The organism is Pseudomonas sp. FJ2-5-13 (assembly GCF_029201605.1).
Lineage (GTDB): Bacteria > Pseudomonadota > Gammaproteobacteria > Pseudomonadales > Pseudomonadaceae > Aquipseudomonas > Aquipseudomonas lactis.
In genome coordinates, this window is record NZ_CP104045.1 from 6,026,253 (window position 1) to 6,043,995 (window position 17,743).

General features: G+C 60.5%; 19 protein-coding genes. 10 read left to right on the forward strand and 9 right to left on the reverse strand.

Going from position 1 to position 17,743, the window contains the following annotated elements:
- Positions 1 to 3 precede the first annotated feature (3 nt).
- Positions 4 to 1,761, reverse strand: a complete 1,758-nt coding sequence (locus tag N2A98_RS26870) for a cation:proton antiporter (protein WP_047712760.1) — start codon at positions 1,759 to 1,761, stop codon at positions 4 to 6.
- 283 nt (positions 1,762 to 2,044) lie between these two features.
- On the opposite strand from N2A98_RS26870, the gene N2A98_RS26875 reads away from it, so the two are divergent.
- A complete protein-coding gene (locus N2A98_RS26875; protein WP_003195747.1) occupies positions 2,045 to 2,530 on the forward strand; it encodes an acyl-CoA thioesterase in 486 nt (161 codons plus the stop codon).
- Between the two features lie 33 nt (positions 2,531 to 2,563).
- On the opposite strand, the gene pdxY is transcribed toward N2A98_RS26875, so the two are convergent.
- The gene (gene pdxY / locus N2A98_RS26880) at positions 2,564 to 3,436 is read right to left on the reverse strand and encodes a pyridoxal kinase PdxY (RefSeq protein WP_003195749.1); all 873 of its coding nucleotides are present in this window, start codon (positions 3,434 to 3,436) and stop codon (positions 2,564 to 2,566) included.
- Positions 3,437 to 3,553: 117 nt separating this feature from the next.
- Here pdxY and N2A98_RS26885 point away from each other — a divergent pair, with 117 nt between their 5' ends.
- Positions 3,554 to 3,949, forward strand: coding sequence for a DUF3301 domain-containing protein (locus N2A98_RS26885; RefSeq protein WP_044270074.1), 396 nt, complete (start codon positions 3,554 to 3,556; stop codon positions 3,947 to 3,949).
- On the opposite strand, the gene N2A98_RS26890 is transcribed toward N2A98_RS26885, so the two are convergent.
- Genes N2A98_RS26890 through dksA form a run of 4 tightly spaced genes read right to left on the reverse strand, consistent with a single transcriptional unit; the run spans position 3,943 to position 7,231 of the window.
- Complete coding sequence (locus N2A98_RS26890; protein ID WP_275623633.1) at positions 3,943 to 4,905, reverse strand: CobW family GTP-binding protein; 963 nt, start codon at positions 4,903 to 4,905, stop codon at positions 3,943 to 3,945. The two genes, N2A98_RS26885 and N2A98_RS26890, sit on opposite strands and share 7 nt — an antisense overlap.
- Before the next feature lie 44 nt (positions 4,906 to 4,949).
- The gene (locus N2A98_RS26895) at positions 4,950 to 5,594 is read right to left on the reverse strand and encodes a DUF1826 domain-containing protein (protein WP_275622837.1); all 645 of its coding nucleotides are present in this window, start codon (positions 5,592 to 5,594) and stop codon (positions 4,950 to 4,952) included.
- Positions 5,594 to 6,799 carry a zinc metallochaperone GTPase ZigA gene (zigA, locus tag N2A98_RS26900; protein ID WP_032894420.1) on the reverse strand — a complete coding sequence of 402 codons (1,206 nt, stop codon included), beginning with the start codon at positions 6,797 to 6,799 and terminating at the stop codon, positions 5,594 to 5,596. Before zigA ends, N2A98_RS26895 begins: the two co-directional genes overlap by 1 nt.
- 27 nt (positions 6,800 to 6,826) lie before the next feature.
- Entirely contained in the window at positions 6,827 to 7,231 is a 405-nt protein-coding gene (dksA, locus tag N2A98_RS26905) for an RNA polymerase-binding protein DksA (protein WP_047712763.1), read from the reverse strand.
- 126 nt (positions 7,232 to 7,357) lie between these two features.
- On the opposite strand from dksA, the gene N2A98_RS26910 reads away from it, so the two are divergent.
- Positions 7,358 to 7,726: a hypothetical protein gene (locus N2A98_RS26910; RefSeq protein ID WP_047712764.1), complete on the forward strand. Its 369-nt coding sequence runs from the start codon at positions 7,358 to 7,360 to the stop codon at positions 7,724 to 7,726.
- On the opposite strand, the gene N2A98_RS26915 is transcribed toward N2A98_RS26910, so the two are convergent.
- Positions 7,723 to 8,934, reverse strand: a complete 1,212-nt coding sequence (locus N2A98_RS26915) for an N-acetylmuramoyl-L-alanine amidase (RefSeq protein ID WP_275622838.1) — start codon at positions 8,932 to 8,934, stop codon at positions 7,723 to 7,725. The two genes, N2A98_RS26910 and N2A98_RS26915, sit on opposite strands and share 4 nt — an antisense overlap.
- A gap of 128 nt (positions 8,935 to 9,062) precedes the next feature.
- Here N2A98_RS26915 and folE2 point away from each other — a divergent pair, with 128 nt between their 5' ends.
- The 6 genes from folE2 to N2A98_RS26945 are packed head-to-tail and all read left to right on the forward strand — an operon-like array spanning position 9,063 to position 14,273.
- The gene (gene folE2, locus N2A98_RS26920; protein ID WP_275622839.1) at positions 9,063 to 9,953 is read left to right on the forward strand and encodes a GTP cyclohydrolase FolE2; all 891 of its coding nucleotides are present in this window, start codon (positions 9,063 to 9,065) and stop codon (positions 9,951 to 9,953) included.
- Complete coding sequence (locus N2A98_RS26925; protein WP_125970875.1) at positions 9,950 to 10,618, forward strand: ATP-binding cassette domain-containing protein; 669 nt, start codon at positions 9,950 to 9,952, stop codon at positions 10,616 to 10,618. Before folE2 ends, N2A98_RS26925 begins: the two co-directional genes overlap by 4 nt.
- Complete coding sequence (locus N2A98_RS26930) at positions 10,619 to 11,485, forward strand: metal ABC transporter permease (RefSeq protein WP_003195772.1); 867 nt, start codon at positions 10,619 to 10,621, stop codon at positions 11,483 to 11,485. It abuts the gene before it with no gap.
- Between the two features lie 11 nt (positions 11,486 to 11,496).
- Positions 11,497 to 12,375 (forward strand): metal ABC transporter substrate-binding protein, encoded by an 879-nt coding sequence (locus tag N2A98_RS26935; protein ID WP_275622840.1) that lies wholly within the window; start codon positions 11,497 to 11,499, stop codon positions 12,373 to 12,375.
- On the forward strand, positions 12,372 to 12,932 hold the full coding sequence (locus N2A98_RS26940) for a DapH/DapD/GlmU-related protein (RefSeq protein WP_005792581.1): 561 nt from the start codon (positions 12,372 to 12,374) through the stop codon (positions 12,930 to 12,932). Before N2A98_RS26935 ends, N2A98_RS26940 begins: the two co-directional genes overlap by 4 nt.
- 3 nt (positions 12,933 to 12,935) lie before the next feature.
- On the forward strand, positions 12,936 to 14,273 hold the full coding sequence (locus tag N2A98_RS26945; protein ID WP_069556877.1) for a dihydroorotase: 1,338 nt from the start codon (positions 12,936 to 12,938) through the stop codon (positions 14,271 to 14,273).
- Here N2A98_RS26945 and N2A98_RS26950 read toward each other — a convergent pair.
- Positions 14,270 to 14,791: a DUF3617 domain-containing protein gene (locus N2A98_RS26950; protein ID WP_003195781.1), complete on the reverse strand. Its 522-nt coding sequence runs from the start codon at positions 14,789 to 14,791 to the stop codon at positions 14,270 to 14,272. The genes N2A98_RS26945 and N2A98_RS26950 overlap by 4 nt on opposite strands.
- Positions 14,792 to 14,921: 130 nt before the next feature.
- Here N2A98_RS26950 and cls point away from each other — a divergent pair, with 130 nt between their 5' ends.
- Positions 14,922 to 16,361, forward strand: a complete 1,440-nt coding sequence (cls, locus tag N2A98_RS26955) for a cardiolipin synthase (protein ID WP_275622841.1) — start codon at positions 14,922 to 14,924, stop codon at positions 16,359 to 16,361.
- Positions 16,362 to 16,492: 131 nt separating this feature from the next.
- Here cls and cfaB read toward each other — a convergent pair whose 3' ends face one another.
- A complete protein-coding gene (cfaB, locus tag N2A98_RS26960; RefSeq protein ID WP_044270096.1) occupies positions 16,493 to 17,677 on the reverse strand; it encodes a C17 cyclopropane fatty acid synthase CfaB in 1,185 nt (394 codons plus the stop codon).
- Positions 17,678 to 17,743 lie beyond the last annotated feature (66 nt).

Genomic DNA, 17,743 nt, shown 5'->3' on the forward strand with positions numbered 1-17,743 from the left:
CTCCTACTGTGTATCTTTGTGGTTATCCAGCGTCTCCAGCAACGCAACCTGCATCCGCGTATGCACACGGATAAACCAGCGCCAGAGCACTGCCGCCACCGCCGCCGTGACCACGGCAATCAGCACCAGCAACTTGTTGGTCGGCAGAATACTGGCCGACAAGGCTGCCAATAGCAGGAAGATCACCAGCAGCGACAAGATGGGGATCAGCTCGGCAATCACCCGGCGCACACGCTGGGTATGCCGCCCGGCCATTTCCGGCTTCACGCTCATCTCCGCCAGCAGCATCGACAACGCCTTGAGCTTGCGATACGCCGCAATCAGAAACGGCAACGACACCAGCAGCGCCCCGCCCCAGATCAACGCTTTCTGCCAACTTTGATCGCTGATCCAGCCCTCCAGGTACCCACCGATGCGCCCCGCGAAAAAACTGCCGGCAAAGAAGATCGCGATCACCAACGCCAGGTTTACCCCAACCTGCAGGATGATCTTGCGGATCATCGCGGCCAACATCGCCCCCTCGCCCTGAGGCTGAATGCTGCGCAGCCATTCGCCATACATGCCGAACACTCGGCTCATACGCTTGGGCATCACCGCCGCGATCTTCAACGACAGTGGGTCCGCGCCACGAATCAGGTAGGGCGTCAGCAGCGTGGTGATCGCCGAAACGGCCACCGCCACGGGGTACAGAAAGTCGCTGGTGACCTGCAGGGTCATCCCCAGCGCCGCGATGATGAAAGAAAATTCGCCAATTTGTGACAGCCCCATACCCACCCGCAGCGAGGTGCGGCCATCGTTGCCGGCGATAAACGCGCCCAGCCCGCAAGACAGCATCTTGCCCAGCACCACGGCGACGGTGATCACCGCAATGGGCCAGGCGTATTGCAGCAGGATCTGCGGGTCGATCATCAAGCCAATCGCCACGAAGAAAATCGCGCTGAACATGTCGCGAACGGGTTCGATCAGGCGTTCAATCTTAATCAACTGGCGGGATTCAGCCATGATTGCGCCGATCAGAAAGGCCCCGAGCACCATGCTGTATTCCAACTTCACCACCAGCAGGCAGAAACCAAAGCACAGCCCCAATACCGTGATCAGCAGCATCTCGTTGCTTTCAAACTTGGCCACATAAGCCAGCAGGCGCGGCACCAGCAAAATACCAATCACCAGCGCGACGATCATGAACAGCGAGAGCTTGCCGACCGTGGAGAACACCTCGCCGGAGCTGACCGTGCCACTCACCGCGATGCTCGACAGCAAGGCAATGATGCCGATACCCAGGATGTCCTCGACAATCAGCACACCGAAAATCAGCTGGGCGAACCGCTGGTCTTTCATCTTCAGGTCGTTGAGGGCCTTGACGATAATGGTGGTCGAGGAGATCGCCAGGATCGCACCGAGGAACAGCGAGTCCATGGTGCTCCAGTCGAACCACCGACCGATCTCGTAGCCGATCCAGATCATCAGCACGATTTCCAGGAACGCCGCGATAAACGCCGTGGCCCCGACTTTGAATAGCTTGCGCAGGCTGAATTCCAGGCCCAGGCAGAACATCAGGAAGATGACCCCCAGCTCCGCCAGGGTCTTGATCGTGTCTTCATCGTGGATCAGGCCAAACGGCGGGGTGTGGGGGCCGATAATGAAGCCGGCGACGATGTAGCCCAACACCACCGGCTGCTTGAAGCGGTGAAACAGGATGGTGACCACCCCTGCCACCAGCATGATCACGGCCAAGTCCTGGATAAAGCTGATGGCGTGCATGGCGAGGGGCTCCTTGAGGGTGCCGGCGCTTTTCCCACTTCCGGCCGCGCCTTTGTAGGGTCGGAAAAGTCTGCCTTGATCGTAAGAAAAGCCCTGAGAAGGGCTTTTGAAGGGTAACACCGCGACTTCTGCTGGAAAGCCGGTGCAATATATGGAAACAGATCGCTGCGCGCGTGACGGCAAGCCGCCTGACGGCGTCCCGTTAGGGATGGCGCTGCAAAGACCTTGAGTACCCGCAGAGGTGCCTTCCCCCCAACCAATGCCTACAACCCGTGAGTGTGCTATGGAACCCGGAAACGCCCAGCTGTCGATGACGGTACTGATGACCCCTGACATGGCCAACTTCTCTGGCAATGTGCACGGCGGTACGCTGCTCAAGTACCTCGACGAAGTGGCCTATGCCTGCGCCAGCCGTTATGCCGGTCGTTATGTGGTCACGCTGTCAGTAGACCAGGTGATCTTTCGCGAGCCGATCCATGTCGGTGAACTGGTGACCTTCCTGGCGTCAGTCAACTACACCGGCAATACGTCGATGGAAGTGGGCATCAAGGTGGTGACCGAGAACATCCGTGAACGCTCGGTGCGCCATACCAACAGCTGCTTCTTCACCATGGTGGCCGTGGACGACCAGCGCAAACCTGCCGCTGTACCGCCGTTGCAGCCGCAGAACAGCGAAGACAAGCGCCGCTTTGTGCAGGCTCAGCAGCGTCGGCAGATTCGCCAGGAATTGGAAAAGCGCTACCGGGAAATCAAAGCCGACGCGCCGTAATTTGTAAACCCAATCAAAATGGGTTTTGTGTGCTTACAGGCTGATCGGTGTGGCTTCGAAGCGCACACGCGGATGGGCAATACGGTCCTGGGCCCGCACCAGTTCCAGTTCATAACTGGCGCAGGCCTGGGTTTCCAGCAGCACTTCATGCACGGCCGCGGCGGTGAATTCAAAGGCAGCCACCAGGCTATCACCCAACAGTACCCGCGCCAGGAACAGCCCCGACGTCAGGTCGCCCACGCCCACTGGCTGACGCGGAAACGCCAGCAGTGGCCGACGTAAGTGCCAACTGCCATCAGCCGTCACCAACAGCATTTCAAACCCTTCTGGCAGTTTGCCTGGGTAATCCAGGTGCTTGACCAACACCGCCTTGGGCCCGCGCGCCAGCAAGGCCTTGGCCATCGCCAGGCAATCGAACAGCGATTGCGGCTTGCGCCCGGCAAAACTGTCCAGTTCCAGTTGGTTGGGGCACAGGAAGTCCGCCATGGCGGCGGCTTCATCCAAGAGGAAATCGCTGACCTCCTGCGGCACGATGCAACCCTTTTCCGGGTGGCCCATCACCGGGTCGCACAGGTACAGCGCCTTGGGGTTGATCGCCTTGATGCGCGCCACACCGCTGAGGATGGCGCGGCCCTGGTCTGCACTGCCCAGGTATCCGGACAGCACCGCATCACAGTTGCCCAGCTCGCCGATCGCGGCAATGCCCTCCACCAATGCAGGAATTTGCTGCGGCGCCAGCACTTCGCCCGCCCACTGTCCATACTGTGTGTGGTTGGAGAACTGCACCGTGTTGAGCGGCCAGACGTTCACCCCGACCCGCTGCATGGGGAACACGGCGGCGCTGTTTCCGGCGTGGCCGAAGACCACATGAGACTGGATCGCAAGCAGGTGAGGTGTACGTTTCATGCGGGAGATTTCCGTAAAACCGTTGAATTTCTGGTCGAGCAGTATGCGACTAAACGCAGCCTGTACGACAGACCGGCGACACAGTTAAGCTGCGCTCACTTTGTTGGAGTTCATGGAATGCTGACCCTGGGAAACATCTTCGTCTTGATGCTGCTGGCGACCGGCGCCGCCTGGGTTTGGCACAACCACGGCCTGCGTGAACGGGCGCTGGCGCGGGTCAAGCAGCATTGCGCCAAGCTCGATATCGAGCTGCTCGACGGTGCCGTGGCACTTAAACGCATCGGTTTCGTCAAGGATGCCAATGGCCGCCGACGCTTGGCGCGTATTTATAATTTCGAGTTCACCGTGACCGGCGAAACCCGGCATGCCGGGGTCATCACCCAATTTGGCGCCCACAGTGCGCAGATCGAACTGGCGCCCTACCCGTTCCAAACCAAGGAGCCGCTGCCCAGTGCCGAGATCATCGAGTTGAGCCAGTGGCGCCAGGATCACGCCAGCAAGAAACATCAGTAACGGCAGGCTGCCAGGGCGCTCTGCAAGGCGGCCACGTCCTGTGGTTCACTGAAGATCAATTCAACCCGCGAATCGCGCCGCCATGCGCTGGGTTGCCAGTCCAGTGGAGTGTTATCCACAGCGTTGGCGGACACCCAACCCTCGACACTGTGGATAACCAGTTTGGCACGGCGCCAGTGAAGACTTGAGAGCCACTGATGCAGACGGCTGACATCGAATCGCTGGCTTGGGTGCCAGCGCCAGCCGATGCTCCAGCCGCCCTCCTGGCTCTGGCTCAGACAAATCGGCAGCCCAGGGTCGCTCCAGATCGCCGGCATTTGCCCCACTGCTTCAGACACCGCGAAGTTATCCACAGCGCCTTGGGCCTGTGCTTTCAAACCGGGCAACCGGTCGAGTGGCAATTGCGCCTGGCGTGTCCAATGGAGCGGGCAATCGGGTAATTGCGCTTCAATCGCCCGACGTTGCACCGCGGTCAGCGTCTCATCCTTGTTCAGCACCAGCAGGCCAGCACTGGCCAACGCCTCCCGCTGTGCCTTCGGCAACGGCCTGCCCGCCGCCAACGCCTGGGCATCGAGTACCAGCACACACGGCTGCACCGCCAGCACGCCTTGCCATGGCGCCTGCCGCAGTTGCTTGAGCAGTTGCGCCGGATGGCCCAGGCCTGAGGGCTCGATAAACAGCCGATCCGGCTTGGCCTTACGCAACAAACGGCCCAGCCCTACCTGGAACGGTGCGCCGTTCACACAGCACAAACAGCCGCCCGCCACCTCGCCCAAGGCGATACCGTCATCGTCTTGGGTAAGTAGGGCAGCATCCAGGCCGATCTGGCCGAACTCGTTGATCAGCACCGCCCAACGCTCGTTGGCCGGGCGTTGGGCAAGCAGGTGCTTGATCAAGCTGGTCTTGCCGGCGCCCAAGGGCCCGGCAATCACATGGGTAGGAATGTTCTGCAGCATAAGAGGCATGGTTCAGGCCGTTTAGAGCGTTTGATCCTACGCGGTTATGCCAGCCAATCCAGCGTCAGAATCAACCGTCGTTCATCGGCCTTGAGCGCCGGCGAACGATGGATCAGGCCGTGCCCTTCATTGCCGTGCCATTTGGTGCCCTTGAGCAGCGCCACTTCACCGCAGTGGAACTGCTCGATACGCTCAGTGGGCTCGGCATCCGCCTGGCTCAATGTGCGCCGGTCCATGACACCTTCGCGCAACCATTGGCTACCGATACCGGCGTACGTGGTGATCAGCCGAACCGGCACGTGATCGACGTGAAAGCGCGGGCACATGGCCTTGTCCAACAGCCGTAAGCGCACGCCGATGCGTTTGGCACCGAGCAGGCAAGCGAAGGCACTGACCAGCCACGACACATCGGCGATAAACCCGTCGTAACCTTCAAGATCACGACAACTGGACGCCAAACCCCGCAAGTTCGGCACCGTGTCTTCGTTGCTCAACTCGATCACCAAGGATTCGGCCAGTGGCTCATTGAGCGCCACCAGCAAAGCGCCAAACTCGGCGATATGCAGGGGCAGTTGGCGCTGCCAGATCGCCAGGTTGACGCCATCATTGAGGATGTCGGACAGCGCCAGCGGCGTTTCTCCGAAGCTTTGGCGGATGACTGGGCGCAGGGGAATCACCGGGGCCAGCATCAGGCTACCTGCTCATACCAAGGGCCAAAGGGGTCGGGCATCTGGCGCCAACCTTCGACACCCAGGGCCATTTCTTCATCGTTGAGCAAGCAGGCGTCCAGCTCGGCACGCATCTGGGCAAAGTCGATGTTTTGCCCGATAAACACCAGTTCCTGACGGCAGTCGCCGGTGCTCAACTGCCAGTTAGCCATGATTGCCGCCACGCTTTCTTCGTCCTGCGGCCACTGGCTTTTCGGCACAAAGCGCCACCAACGCCCGGCAAACCCATGACGCATCAAGCCACCCGCCTGGGACCAACTGCCCGCATCCTGATGTTTGCTCGCCAACCAGAAGAAACCCTTGGAGCGCAACAGCTTGCCGTTGACCCAGGGGCGGTCGATAAAGTCGAAAAACCGCTGTGGATGGAAAGGCCGGCGCGCACGGTAAGCCGTGGACGCTATGCCGTATTCTTCGGTTTCCGGCACATGCTCACCGCGCAATTCCTGCAACCAGCCCGGGGCCTGGGCGGCGCGTTCGAAGTCGAAACGGCCAGTGTTGAGGATCTTGTTCAGCGGCACTTCGCCCATGACCATCGGGATGATTTCCGCCTGGGCGTTGAGGCGCTCGAGGATGGCCATCAGTTCTTCGCGCTCGCGGCTGCTGATCAGGTCGATCTTGCTGATGAGGATGACGTCGGCGAATTCGATCTGTTCGATCAACAGGTCGGTGATGGAACGTTCATCCTCCTCACCGAGGGTTTCGCCCCGTGAAGCCAGGCTTTCTGCAGCCTGGTAGTCGAGCAGGAAATTCATACCGTCGACCACAGTGACCATGGTGTCCAGGCGTGCAATGTCGGCCAGGCTCTGCTCGTTTTCATCGCGAAAAGTGAAGGTTTCGGCCACGGGCAAAGGTTCGGAAATACCGGTGGATTCGATCAGCAGGTAATCGAAACGACCTTCCTTGGCGAGTTTTCCCACTTCTTCAAGCAAGTCTTCACGCAAGGTGCAGCAGATGCAGCCGTTGCTCATTTCCACCAGTTTTTCTTCCGAACGATTGAGCGTGACATCACGCTGCACCTCGCTGCCGTCGATGTTGATTTCGCTCATGTCGTTGACGATCACCGCCACCCGCAGGTTGTCGCGGTTGCGCAGGACATAGTTGAGCAGCGTACTTTTACCGGCGCCGAGAAAGCCGGACAACACGGTCACGGGGAGACGATTGGGCATCAGGTATTCCTCATCAAGGTTGGCCGGTCAAACTGCCCGTTTATGGCGTTCGCGCAGCTCTTCACGTTCTTTGGCTTCGATACATAAGGTGGCAGTGGGACGCAGCAGCAGGCGTTGCAGGCCGATGGGTTCACCGGTTTCACGGCACCAGCCGTATTCGCCACGGGCCAGCAGCTCCAGGGCGTCGTCGATCTTGTCCAGCAGCTTCTTTTCGCGCTCCAGCAGGCGCAATTGCCACTGGCGTTGTTCTTCGGCACTGCCGATATCCGCCAGGTCGCTGTTGGTTTCCTGCTCGCGCAGCGCCTGGAACTCAGCATCGATACGGGCTTGCAGGTCATCGCGCTGGGCCAGCAACAGCTCGCGGAAGAAGCGCTGTTGGGCCTCATTCATGTAGTCGGCCGCTGGTTGGGCCAACAAATCTTGTTCGGTCATGGGAAACGGTTCGCGGGTCGGGCTGTGCTTTTATGTTATAGTATAACAATACAAATAAGCCAATCCCTCTTGCTCGCCGCGACGAAGGGCGCAATGCTGAGTCACCTTCTTATGCTGAGAAACCCGATGAGATATCTGCTGTGCGCCCTGCTATTGGCAGCGGCCGGGCCTGCCTGCGCCCAGGCACCCAGCCTGTTGGCCAAGTGCACACGCAGCGCCACCCTGCTGGCCTGTGTAGACCCGCTGGGCAATGCCTATAGCGTGGCGACCGTCGGCAGCATCACCTACCTGCGCGGTTTCGAAGTGATCGGCAAACGCTATTGGGCGCAGACCAACAGCCGGTATGGGCAACTGACGTTCTTTACTGGGTTGGCATCGGATGGCGAGGCGTGGGTCGGCTACACACGGCGCGTGGGCTGGACCACTATCAACCGGTTTTCCAGCTCAGGAGGCGCCAGCGCCAAGTTCACCTGCAGCCGAATGACCGGCTGTTAGGCCTGGCTGTTTTCCTGCGCCTGCACCCAGGCCATGTAGCTGTTCATGGGTGGGTTCTTCTGGAAGTAACGTTTGAGGCCTTCGAAAAGGCCATCCGCCACCGCCTGTTGATGGCGCGCCGTCACCAGCCGCTGGGCGTCGCGAGCGTTGGAGATGAAGCCCGTCTCCACCAAAATCGAGGGTACGTCCGGTGACTTGAGCACGGCGAACCCGGCCTGCTCCACACGTTTCTGATGCAAGCTGGTGATGCTTTGCAGGCTGCCCAATACCGAGCTGCCCAGTTGCAAGCTGGAGGCGATGGTCGCGTTCATCGACATGTCGAGAATCACCCCGGCCAACATCGGGTCCTTGTCCTTCAGATTGAGCAAGGTGGTGGCGCCCAGCAAGTCGGCGCCATTTTCGCGCTGGGCCATGAAACGCGCCGTGGCCGAGGTGGCGCCGCCTTCAGACAACGCATACACCGAGGCGCCCGACGCGGTCAGCCGTGGCGCGGCGTCGGCATGCACTGAGATAAACATATCGGCCTTGTGCTGACGGGCGATGTCGACGCGCTTGCGCAGCGGCACGAAGAAGTCGTCGTTGCGCACCAGTTTTACGTCAAAACCCTTTTCGCGTTTCAAGCGTTTAGCCAGCAACTGGGCAATCGACAGCACCACATCTTTTTCGCGCTGGCCCTTGGAGCCGATGGCACCTGGGTCTTTGCCGCCATGGCCGGGGTCGACCACCACGATGATGTCGCGCTTGGGATGCGCCTTGTCTACCGGCGCCACCAAGGGTGCCGGCTCAGCGGCGATTTGCCGGGGCGCACGGGTCGCGTTGGTCAAATCCAGCACCAGGCGATGGCCTTGTCCCTCCTGGGGCGGCAGCACGAAACTGTTGAGCCGCATGGGCTCGACCAGGTCCAGCACGATGCGCGTATCGCTCTTGCCGAAATGCCCGGAACGGATCGAGGTAATCCCACTGTTCTTCAACGCCAATTGGGAAAAGTCGCCGCTGAGCCCGGCGCCACTCAAGTCGATGATCAATCGGTCTGGTGAGGTCAGGGAAAAGGTCTTGTATTGCACCGGGCCGCTGAGGTCGAACACCAGGCGCAGCTTATCGTCCGAGCGCCACAGGCGTGCATTGCGAATCTGCGTGGCGTAAGCCCCCAAAGGCAAGGTGAACAGGGGGCTGACCAGCAGCAGGTTGAGGAGCTGACGTCTGTGCATGACATATACCGCAGATAAAGGAGCGTCCCTACTCGATATGACTGAACAAAGGCTGGAGCAGAAAATTCATCGTAGCTCGTATTGTTATACTATAACATGTCGAATTATTTCCAACGATGGACCTGCTTATGAATGCGCTGACTCTGCCGGATATCGCCGCGCAGGCTTCACGCCAAGCCTTGCCACTCGACTGGGTGGGGATGTGCGGCATCGCCTTGCCGATCCTGATTGACGGTCAACACCTGGCCGCCACCGCTGACGCGGGTGTAAGCCTGGACGACGGCACGGCCCGTGGCATTCATATGTCACGCCTGTACCTGGCCCTGGAAATGCTTGATCAACAGCCGCTGACATCGGCACTGCTGCGTAATGTACTGCAGCGTTTTCTCGAAACACATGAAGGTTTATCTAAGAACGCTTACCTGCGCATCCATACCCAGTTACTGCTTAAACGTCCTGCACTGGTCAGCCCATTAGCCGGCTGGAAGACCTACCCGGTGAGCATCGAAGCACGTCTAGAAAACCAGATGTTCCACGTGGAACTAAAAATTGACGTTACTTACTCTTCAACCTGCCCTTGCTCCGCCGCCCTCGCCAGGCAGTTGATTCAGCAGCAATTTGTCGATGATTTCGCCAACACGCCGTTACAGCATGAAGCGGTGCTGGCCTGGCTCGGCAGCGCCAACGGCATCGTCGCCACACCCCACAGCCAACGCAGCAGCGCGCAGTTGCACGTTCATCTGCAAGGTACTGACCTGCCGATAGTCCACTTGATCAACGCTGCCGAAGCCGCGCTCGGCACCGCCGTACAAACCGCGGTGAAACGCGCAGACGAACAAGCCTTCGCCCTGGCCAACGGGCAGAACCTGATGTTCTGCGAGGACGCCGCTCGCCGCCTGAACCTCGCCTTGAAACGCTCGGATGCCATCAAAGCCTTCCACCTCAAAGTGATCCACGCCGAAAGCCTGCACGCGCACGATGCCGTGGCTGAAAGCCGCTGGACGAGAGCTTCTGCATGATCATCTGCAACGCGTTGCGCTGGGGTGCCCCCGGGCAACCGCTCACCCCGGCACTGGATTTGACCCTGCAAAAAGGCAGCCTCACCGGCATCATCGGCGCCAACGGCACGGGCAAGAGCAGCCTGCTCAAAGTCATCGCCGGCCTGCAAAAGCCTTTGGCGGGAAAAGTCATCGTGGATGTTCCACGCCGTGGCGGCCTGGCCTTCTTGCCCCAGCAGCAACACTTGGACCGCCAGTTTCCTATCAGCCTGCAAGAACTGGTGGCTGCAGGTTTTTGGGGCACCCAATACACCGCTCAACAACGCAGTCAACGCCTGCAAGCGGTGCTGGAAGACTGGTGTCTGATTGGCCTGGAACACCGCCCCTTGATGGCATTGTCCGGCGGCGAATTGCAGCGTGCCCTGCTGGCACGCATGAGCCTGGCCGAGGCGCCCGTTCTGCTACTCGACGAACCTCACGCAGCCCTCGACGAGGATGGCCAGGCGCTGTGCTGGAAACACATCCATGCCTGGCACAGCGAAGGCCGCACCCTGGTGATCGTCTGCCATGACCTGGCCTCCGTGCGCCACCATACCCAGCACGTACTGCAGATCAAAAACACCGGCTGCCTATTCGGCCCCAGCAAAGAGCTGATCCGCCCGCAACCGCAGATGCAGGTGGCCTGAATGCACTTCACTGCTCACTTGTGGCTGCCGTTTCATGAATTCGTTTTTATGCGCCGCGCACTCATCGGCGGTTTGGTACTGGCCTGCAGCACGGCGCCGCTGGGGGTGTTTCTGATCCTGCGGCGCATGAGCCTGATCGGTGATGCGGTAGCCCACGGCATCCTGCCCGGCGCCGCCCTGGGCTTCTGGTTTGCGGGGTTGAGCCTGCCCGCGCTGACCCTCGGCGGCCTGGGTGCAGGCCTGAGCATGGCCGGCCTGGCCGCGTGGATCACCCGCCGCACCGGCCTGCGCGAAGACGCCAGCCTCGCGGCCATCTACCCCATCTCTCTTGCCGCCGGCGTACTGATCCTGGGCCTTGCCGGCAAGCGTCTGGACCTGCTGCACCTGTTGTTCGGCTCCGCCCTGGCCGTGGATCAAACCACCCTGACCGGCATGCTCTGGGTCTCGGGTTTCAGCCTGATCGCCATGGCGCTGATCTACAAACCGCTGCTGTTGGACACCCTCGACCCGCTGTTCCTGCAAACGGTCAGCCGCCTCGGCCCCCTCGCCCATGGCGTGTTCCTGACCCTGGTGGTGCTGAACCTGGTGATTGGTTTCCAGGCCATCGGCGCGCTGATGGTGGTCGGCTTGATGATGTTGCCGGCCATCGCCTCACGCTTCTGGAGCCGACGCTTGCCGGTGTTGATCGCAGTATCGGCGCTGCTGGGCTGCCTGTCGGTGTGGTTGGGTCTGCTGCTGTCGTTCTACTACTCACTGCCCAGCGGCCCGGCGATCGTGCTGGTGGCGGGCGCTGGGTATTTGTTGTCCGTGGTGTTCGGTCCGGTGCACGGTTTGTTGCGCCGCCCGCCTTTGCTCACATCCCAATGAGGTGTTTCCCCATGCGCGCTCTACTCGTGCTGTTCAGTCTGCTGCTACCGCTGTCGATGGCTCACGCGGCAGACAAGCTCCAAGTGGTCACCAGCTTCAGTATTCTCGATGACATCACCCACCAGATCGGTGGCGAGCATATCCAGATCAGCAACATGGTCGGCCCGGACGCCGATGCCCATACCTATGAACCCACGCCGGATGACGCCAAGGCACTGCTCAAGGCCAAGGTGATCATCAAGAACGGCCTGGGTTTCGAGCCGTGGCTGGACCGCCTGGTTACCAGCACCGAAACCAAGGCAACGGTGGTCACCGCCAGCAAAGGCGTGATTTCCCACACCATGGACGAGGATGGGGAAACCATTCCCGACCCGCACGCCTGGCACAACCTGGCCAACGCCGAAATCTATGTGAGCAACATCACCAAGGCCCTGGTGGCCGCCGACCCTGCCAACAAGACCGCCTACCTGCGTAACAGCCAGGCCTACCTCAAGCAAATCCATAGCCTGCTGGACGAGGCCAAGGCCAAGTTCGGCGCACTGCCACCGGGTAACCGCCGCATCGTCACCTCCCATGACGCTTTCGGTTACCTGGGCCAGGCCTATGGCATCCAGTTCCTCGCGCCCCAGGGTTTGTCCACCGAACGTGACCCTTCGGCCGCTGAAGTCGCCGCGCTGATCACCCAGATTCGCAAGGACAAGGTCAAAGCCGTGTTCATGGAAAACATCAAAGACTCGCGCCTGCTCAAGCAGATCGCTGACGAAAGCGGCGCACAGATCGGCGGCACGCTGTACTCCGACGCCCTCGCAGCAGAAGGCCCGGCCAGCACCTTTATCGGGCTGTTCGAATACAACCTCAACACCCTGTACGCCGCACTGAGCCAGCCATGATCCGCAAAAATCCTTCCGGCGACCTGCCGGTGATTGCAGAGTCGGCCTACGTCGACAAGACCGCGATCATCTGCGGCAAAGTCATCATCGGCGAGAACGTGTTCGTCGGCCCCTACGCCGTGATCCGCGCCGACGAAGTCGACGCCAGCGGCGCCATGGACCCAATCACCATCGGCGCCAACTCCAACATCCAGGATGGCGTGGTCATCCACTCCAAATCCGGCGCAGCGGTGACCATCGGCGAATTCACCTCCATCGCGCACCGCTCCATCGTCCACGGCCCCTGCACGGTGGGCGACCGTGTGTTTATTGGCTTCAACAGCGTGCTGTTCAATTGCGCCGTGGGCGATGGATGCGTGGTGCGCCACAACTCGGTGGTCGACGGCCGCGATTTGCCCGCTGCTTTCTACGTGCCCTCTACGACGCGTATCGGCCCCAACACCGACTTGTCGCAGTTCCCGCCGGTGAGTGTCAGCGCCTCGGAGTTTTCCGAAGACGTGGCACGCACCAACGTCGACCTGGTACGCGGCTACAAAGCCCTGCAAAACGAGTTCTGAACCATGAGCCGCCTGCTGATCCGCAACGCCCGCCTGGTCAACGAAGGCCAGGTATTCGACGCCGACTTACTGATCGCCAATGGCCGTATCGAGAAGATTGCCACCAGCATTCAAGGCGATAACGAACCGGTGGAAATCGATGCCAACGGCCAGTGGCTACTGCCAGGGATGATCGACGACCAAGTGCATTTTCGCGAACCCGGCGCGCCGGAAAAAGGCAGCTTCTACAGCGAATCCCGCGCGGCGGTGGCCGGTGGCATCACCAGCTTCATGGACATGCCCAACACTCACCCGGCCACTCTGAGCCTGGAAGCCCTGGCCGATAAAAAGCGCCGTGCCGCACTGCACTCAGTGGCCAACTACGGCTTTCACTTTGGCGTGAGCAACGACAACCTCGACACCGTCGCGGCCCTTGCCCCCCGTGAAGTGGCTGGGGTCAAAGTGTTCATGGGTGCCTCCACCGGCAATATGCTGGTGGACGATCCACGCATTCTGGAGCGCCTGTTTGCCGAGGTGCCGACCATCCTGCTCGCTCACTGCGAACACACGCCCAGCATCCTGGCCAACGAGCAGCGCCTGCGCGAACGCTTCGGCGAGCATATTCCCGCCGTGGCTCATCCGCTGATCCGCGATGCCGAGGCCTGTTATCGCTCGTCATCGTTCGCCGTGGAATTGGCCAAACGTCATGGCACGCGCCTGCATGTGTTGCACCTGACCAGCGCGCGCGAACTCGCGCTGTTCGAAGACAAGCCCCTGGCCGACAAGCACATCACTGCCGAAGTCTGCGTGCACCACCTGCTGTTCGATGACCGCGATTACCACCGCCTTGGCCATCAGATCAAATGCAACCCGGCGATCAAGACCCGTGCCGACCGCGACGCGCTGCGCCTGGCATTGTTGAGTGACCGTCTGGATGTGATTGGCACCGACCATGCGCCACATACCTGGGCGCAAAAACAGTTGGCCTATCGGCAAGCACCCTCAGGCTTGCCCCTGGTGCAGCATGCCCTGCCGGCGTTACTGGAGTTGGTGGCCGACGGGCATTTGCCCCTCACCACATTGGTCGCCAAGACCAGCCACCGCGTGGCCGACCTGTTCGCCATTGCTGATCGCGGCTACGTGCGTGAAGGCTATTGGGCCGACCTGGTACTGATCAAACCGGAGCCTGCCGGCAAGCCGGTCAGCAGCCAACCCATCCTCGCCCGCTGCGGCTGGACCCCCTTTGCAGAGCGCAGCTTTCGCCACAGCGTGAGTACCACGTTGGTCAGCGGCCACCTGGCCTGGCACAACGGCCAGGTGGTCAACAGTTGCCAGGGCTTGCCCCTGCAGTTTGGGCGTTAAGCGCGGGGTTTAACGGTACCGCAATCGTTACCCAGCCACTGGGCGTGGCTGTCCAGGCTACCCTTCTGCTGGATACCGGTGGCATTGAAGGTACCGTTGACGCTGGTGGTGAATTCTTTCTGGCTCTGGAACGTTGCCACGCCAGTGCCTTGGGCTTTCGGGCAACTGAAGCGGAATTTCCACTGGTTGCCGCTCTTGTCGGTGACTTCCTGTTTGCAGCCCGATTGAGGGTCGGTCAGCGGGATCGAATCGGAGGCCACCTGAGCCGGGGTCAGGCACACCTGCACGCCCTTACCGGCCATGTTTATGCCTTGCTTTTCGAGCATGGCGCGCTGTTCAGGGGTCATCTGTTGCTTGAGTTGACCGAGGATCAGCGACAAGTCCGGCAGGTCCTGGTTATCGACTTTCATATTGCTGGTGGTCAATTCCCACAAGCCCGGCGCCAGCATCTGCGCCTGCGCCGCCACAGGCAGCGACAAACCAACAACCATGGCCAAACCAAGCAGACGAGCATTCATCGGGTAACTCCTGGGTAATTGTGGGCGTTAGACGTCGCAAAGCAGCCAGTGTTGCATGGCAAATAAAATAGCGACATTCACAGCCGTTCATGGTCTGTTACGCACTGGACTGCCTGGAGTTACGTCGTTCATGGATTTCTTTGGCCCGCACCTGCTCGCCTACGTCATTGCCACGCTGCACTTTCTGGGAACGCTCGCCGCGATCCACGCGGTACTGACTGTGCGCACCGCACAAGGCTCGATCGCCTGGGCGCTGTCACTGATGTTCATGCCCTACCTGACGTTGATCCCCTACCTGATTTTTGGCCGCAGCACCTTCGACGCGTACATCCAGGCCCGTCGCCAGGCCAACCAGGAAATGCACACGGCCATCACCGAGTTGAACTGGCGCCCATGGGTGGAGGAAGCGCTCGCAGCGCGCAACTCCAGCGCCTATGCCTCCTTGCGCGCCATGCCCAAGCTGGGCCGTATGCCGTGCCTGGCCAACAATGAAGTGCGCCTGTTGATCAATGGCGATGCCACCTTCGGCGCGATCTTCGAGGCTATCCGTCACGCAAAGACCGCGGTGCTGTTCCAGTTTTTCATCATTCACAATGACGAACTGGGCCGCCAGTTACAGGCTCTGTTGAAGGAAAAAGCCGCCCAGGGCGTAGCCATTTACGTGCTGTACGACCGCATCGGCAGTCACGCCCTGCCCCATCGTTATGTGCAAGCGCTGCGTGACGCTGGCGTGCAGGTCAAGGCGTTCGCTACCCGCAGTGGCTGGCTCAATCGCTTCCAGGTCAACTTCCGTAACCATCGCAAGATCGTAGTGGTAGACGGCATCACCGGGTTTGTCGGTGGGCACAACGTAGGCGATGAATACCTGGGTAAAAAACCGCCGCTGGCACCATGGCGCGATACCCATGTGCAAGTCACCGGCCCAGTGGTGGCGTGCCTGCAGGAGTCGTTCGCCGAGGACTGGTTCTGGGCCGCACGGGAACTGCCGCCGCTGATCCTGCCGGACGCCTACCCGGAAGACGGCGTGCTTTGCCAGTTGCTCGCCAGCGGACCGGCGGACCCTTATGAAACCTGCTCGCTGTTTTTCGTCGAGGCCATCCATGCCGCGACCGAGCGCGTATGGATCACCAGCCCCTACTTCATCCCCGACGAGGCGGTGTTTGCCGCCCTGCGCCTGGCGGTGTTGCGCGGGGTCGATGTGCGCCTGCTGCTGCCGTCACGGCCGGACCATCGCATCGTGTATGCCGCATCCAGCCTGTATGCCAACGAAGCGGTGCGAGCGGGCGTGCGGGTGTTTCGCTACACGCCGGGCTTTTTGCATCAGAAGGTGGTGTTGGTGGACAGCGAAATCAGCGCCATTGGCAGTGCCAACATGGACAACCGTTCGTTCCGGCTGAATTTTGAAGTGATGCTGCTGACGGTGGATGAAGCCTTCGCCAGCCAGGTTGAACAGATGCTGCTGGACGACTTCGCCCTAGCCCATGAAGTCAGCCAGGAAGAAAGCCGCGAGACCCGTCGCCTGCAACAACTGGGCATGCGCGTGGCTCGCTTGATCTCACCCATCCTCTAACCGCCAATACAAAACCAATGTAGGAGCGAGCTTGCTCGCGAAAAACTCACAGGCGCCGCGTTCATTCAGCTAGTACGCGTTATCGTTGACGTTTTTCGCGAGCAAGCTCGCTCCTACGGTTTTGAACGTGCTCAGCGGTAGAGATCTTCCCGCGTCCACGGCAGTTCATGCCCGCCATCGGCATGGGGTTTGACTGCCAGAATCTGGTGCAGGTTGATCCAGCCACGGGCAAACGCGTAAGCGCAACCAGCCAGGTACAGCCGCCAGATGCGTAGCGCCTGCTCCGGTACCATCTTCGCTGCCGCTTCCAGGTTGTCTTCCAGGCGTTCGCTCCAATGGTCCAATGTGCGGGCGTAATGCATACGCAGGCTTTCGACATCGACCACTTCCAGCCCCACTTCACTGATTTCGGCCGTCATCATCGCCAGGTGCGGCAGTTCACCGTTGGGGAACACGTAGCGCTCTATAAACTCGCCGGCGCCACGGCCCACGGGGCGACCGTCGGTGTGCTTGGCGGTGATGCCATGGTTCATCACCAGGCCACCTTCACGCACCGCGCCGAACAGGGTACGGCAGTACTGCGCCAGGTTGGCGTGGCCGACGTGTTCGAACATGCCCACGCTTACCACTTTGTCGAAACGGCCATCCTGGGGCAGGTCGCGGTAGTCGAGCAACTGCAGGTCGACCTGGTCTTCCAGGCCTTCGGCTTTCACCCGCTCCTTGGCCAGCGCCAGTTGTTCCTTGCTCAAGGTGATGCCGAACACCTTGACCCCGAACTCCCGCGCGGCATAGCGCGCCAGCCCGCCCCAGCCGCAGCCCACATCCAGCAGATACTCACCCGGTTGCAGCCGCAACTTGCGGCACAGGTGGCGGAATTTGTCTTGTTGGGCCTGGTCGAGCGACTCGCTGCCGGTTTCGAAATAACCGCAGGAGTACGCCATGTCCTGGTCCAGCCATAGCTGGTAGAACTCGTTGGACAGGTCGTAATGGTAGGAAATAGAAGCGGCGTCCGTGGCCTTGTCGTGAATCGAGCGCACCGGACGACTCTCCTCGTCGTCATCGACCAAAGCGTGACTCAACTCGTCACATACCCTGATCACTTCGGTGATGGAGCCTTCCAGCTCCAGTTTTCCCTCAACGAAGGCTTCGCCCAGCGAGTCGAGCGTTGGATGGGTGAGCCTGGATACAACCGTGGGGTCCTTGACCACGATGGTGACGCTGGGCTCAGGGCCCAAGTTGAATTCATGGCCGTCCCAGAGTCGAAGACGCAGCGGTAGCTGAAGATTCTGTAAGGCCGGTGGAAGTTGCGCGAGCATGAGTAGTCCCCCCTTGTTTCAGACGTCTGCTGTGAGGGTAGACCATGCCAAACAAAGTAGGAAGCT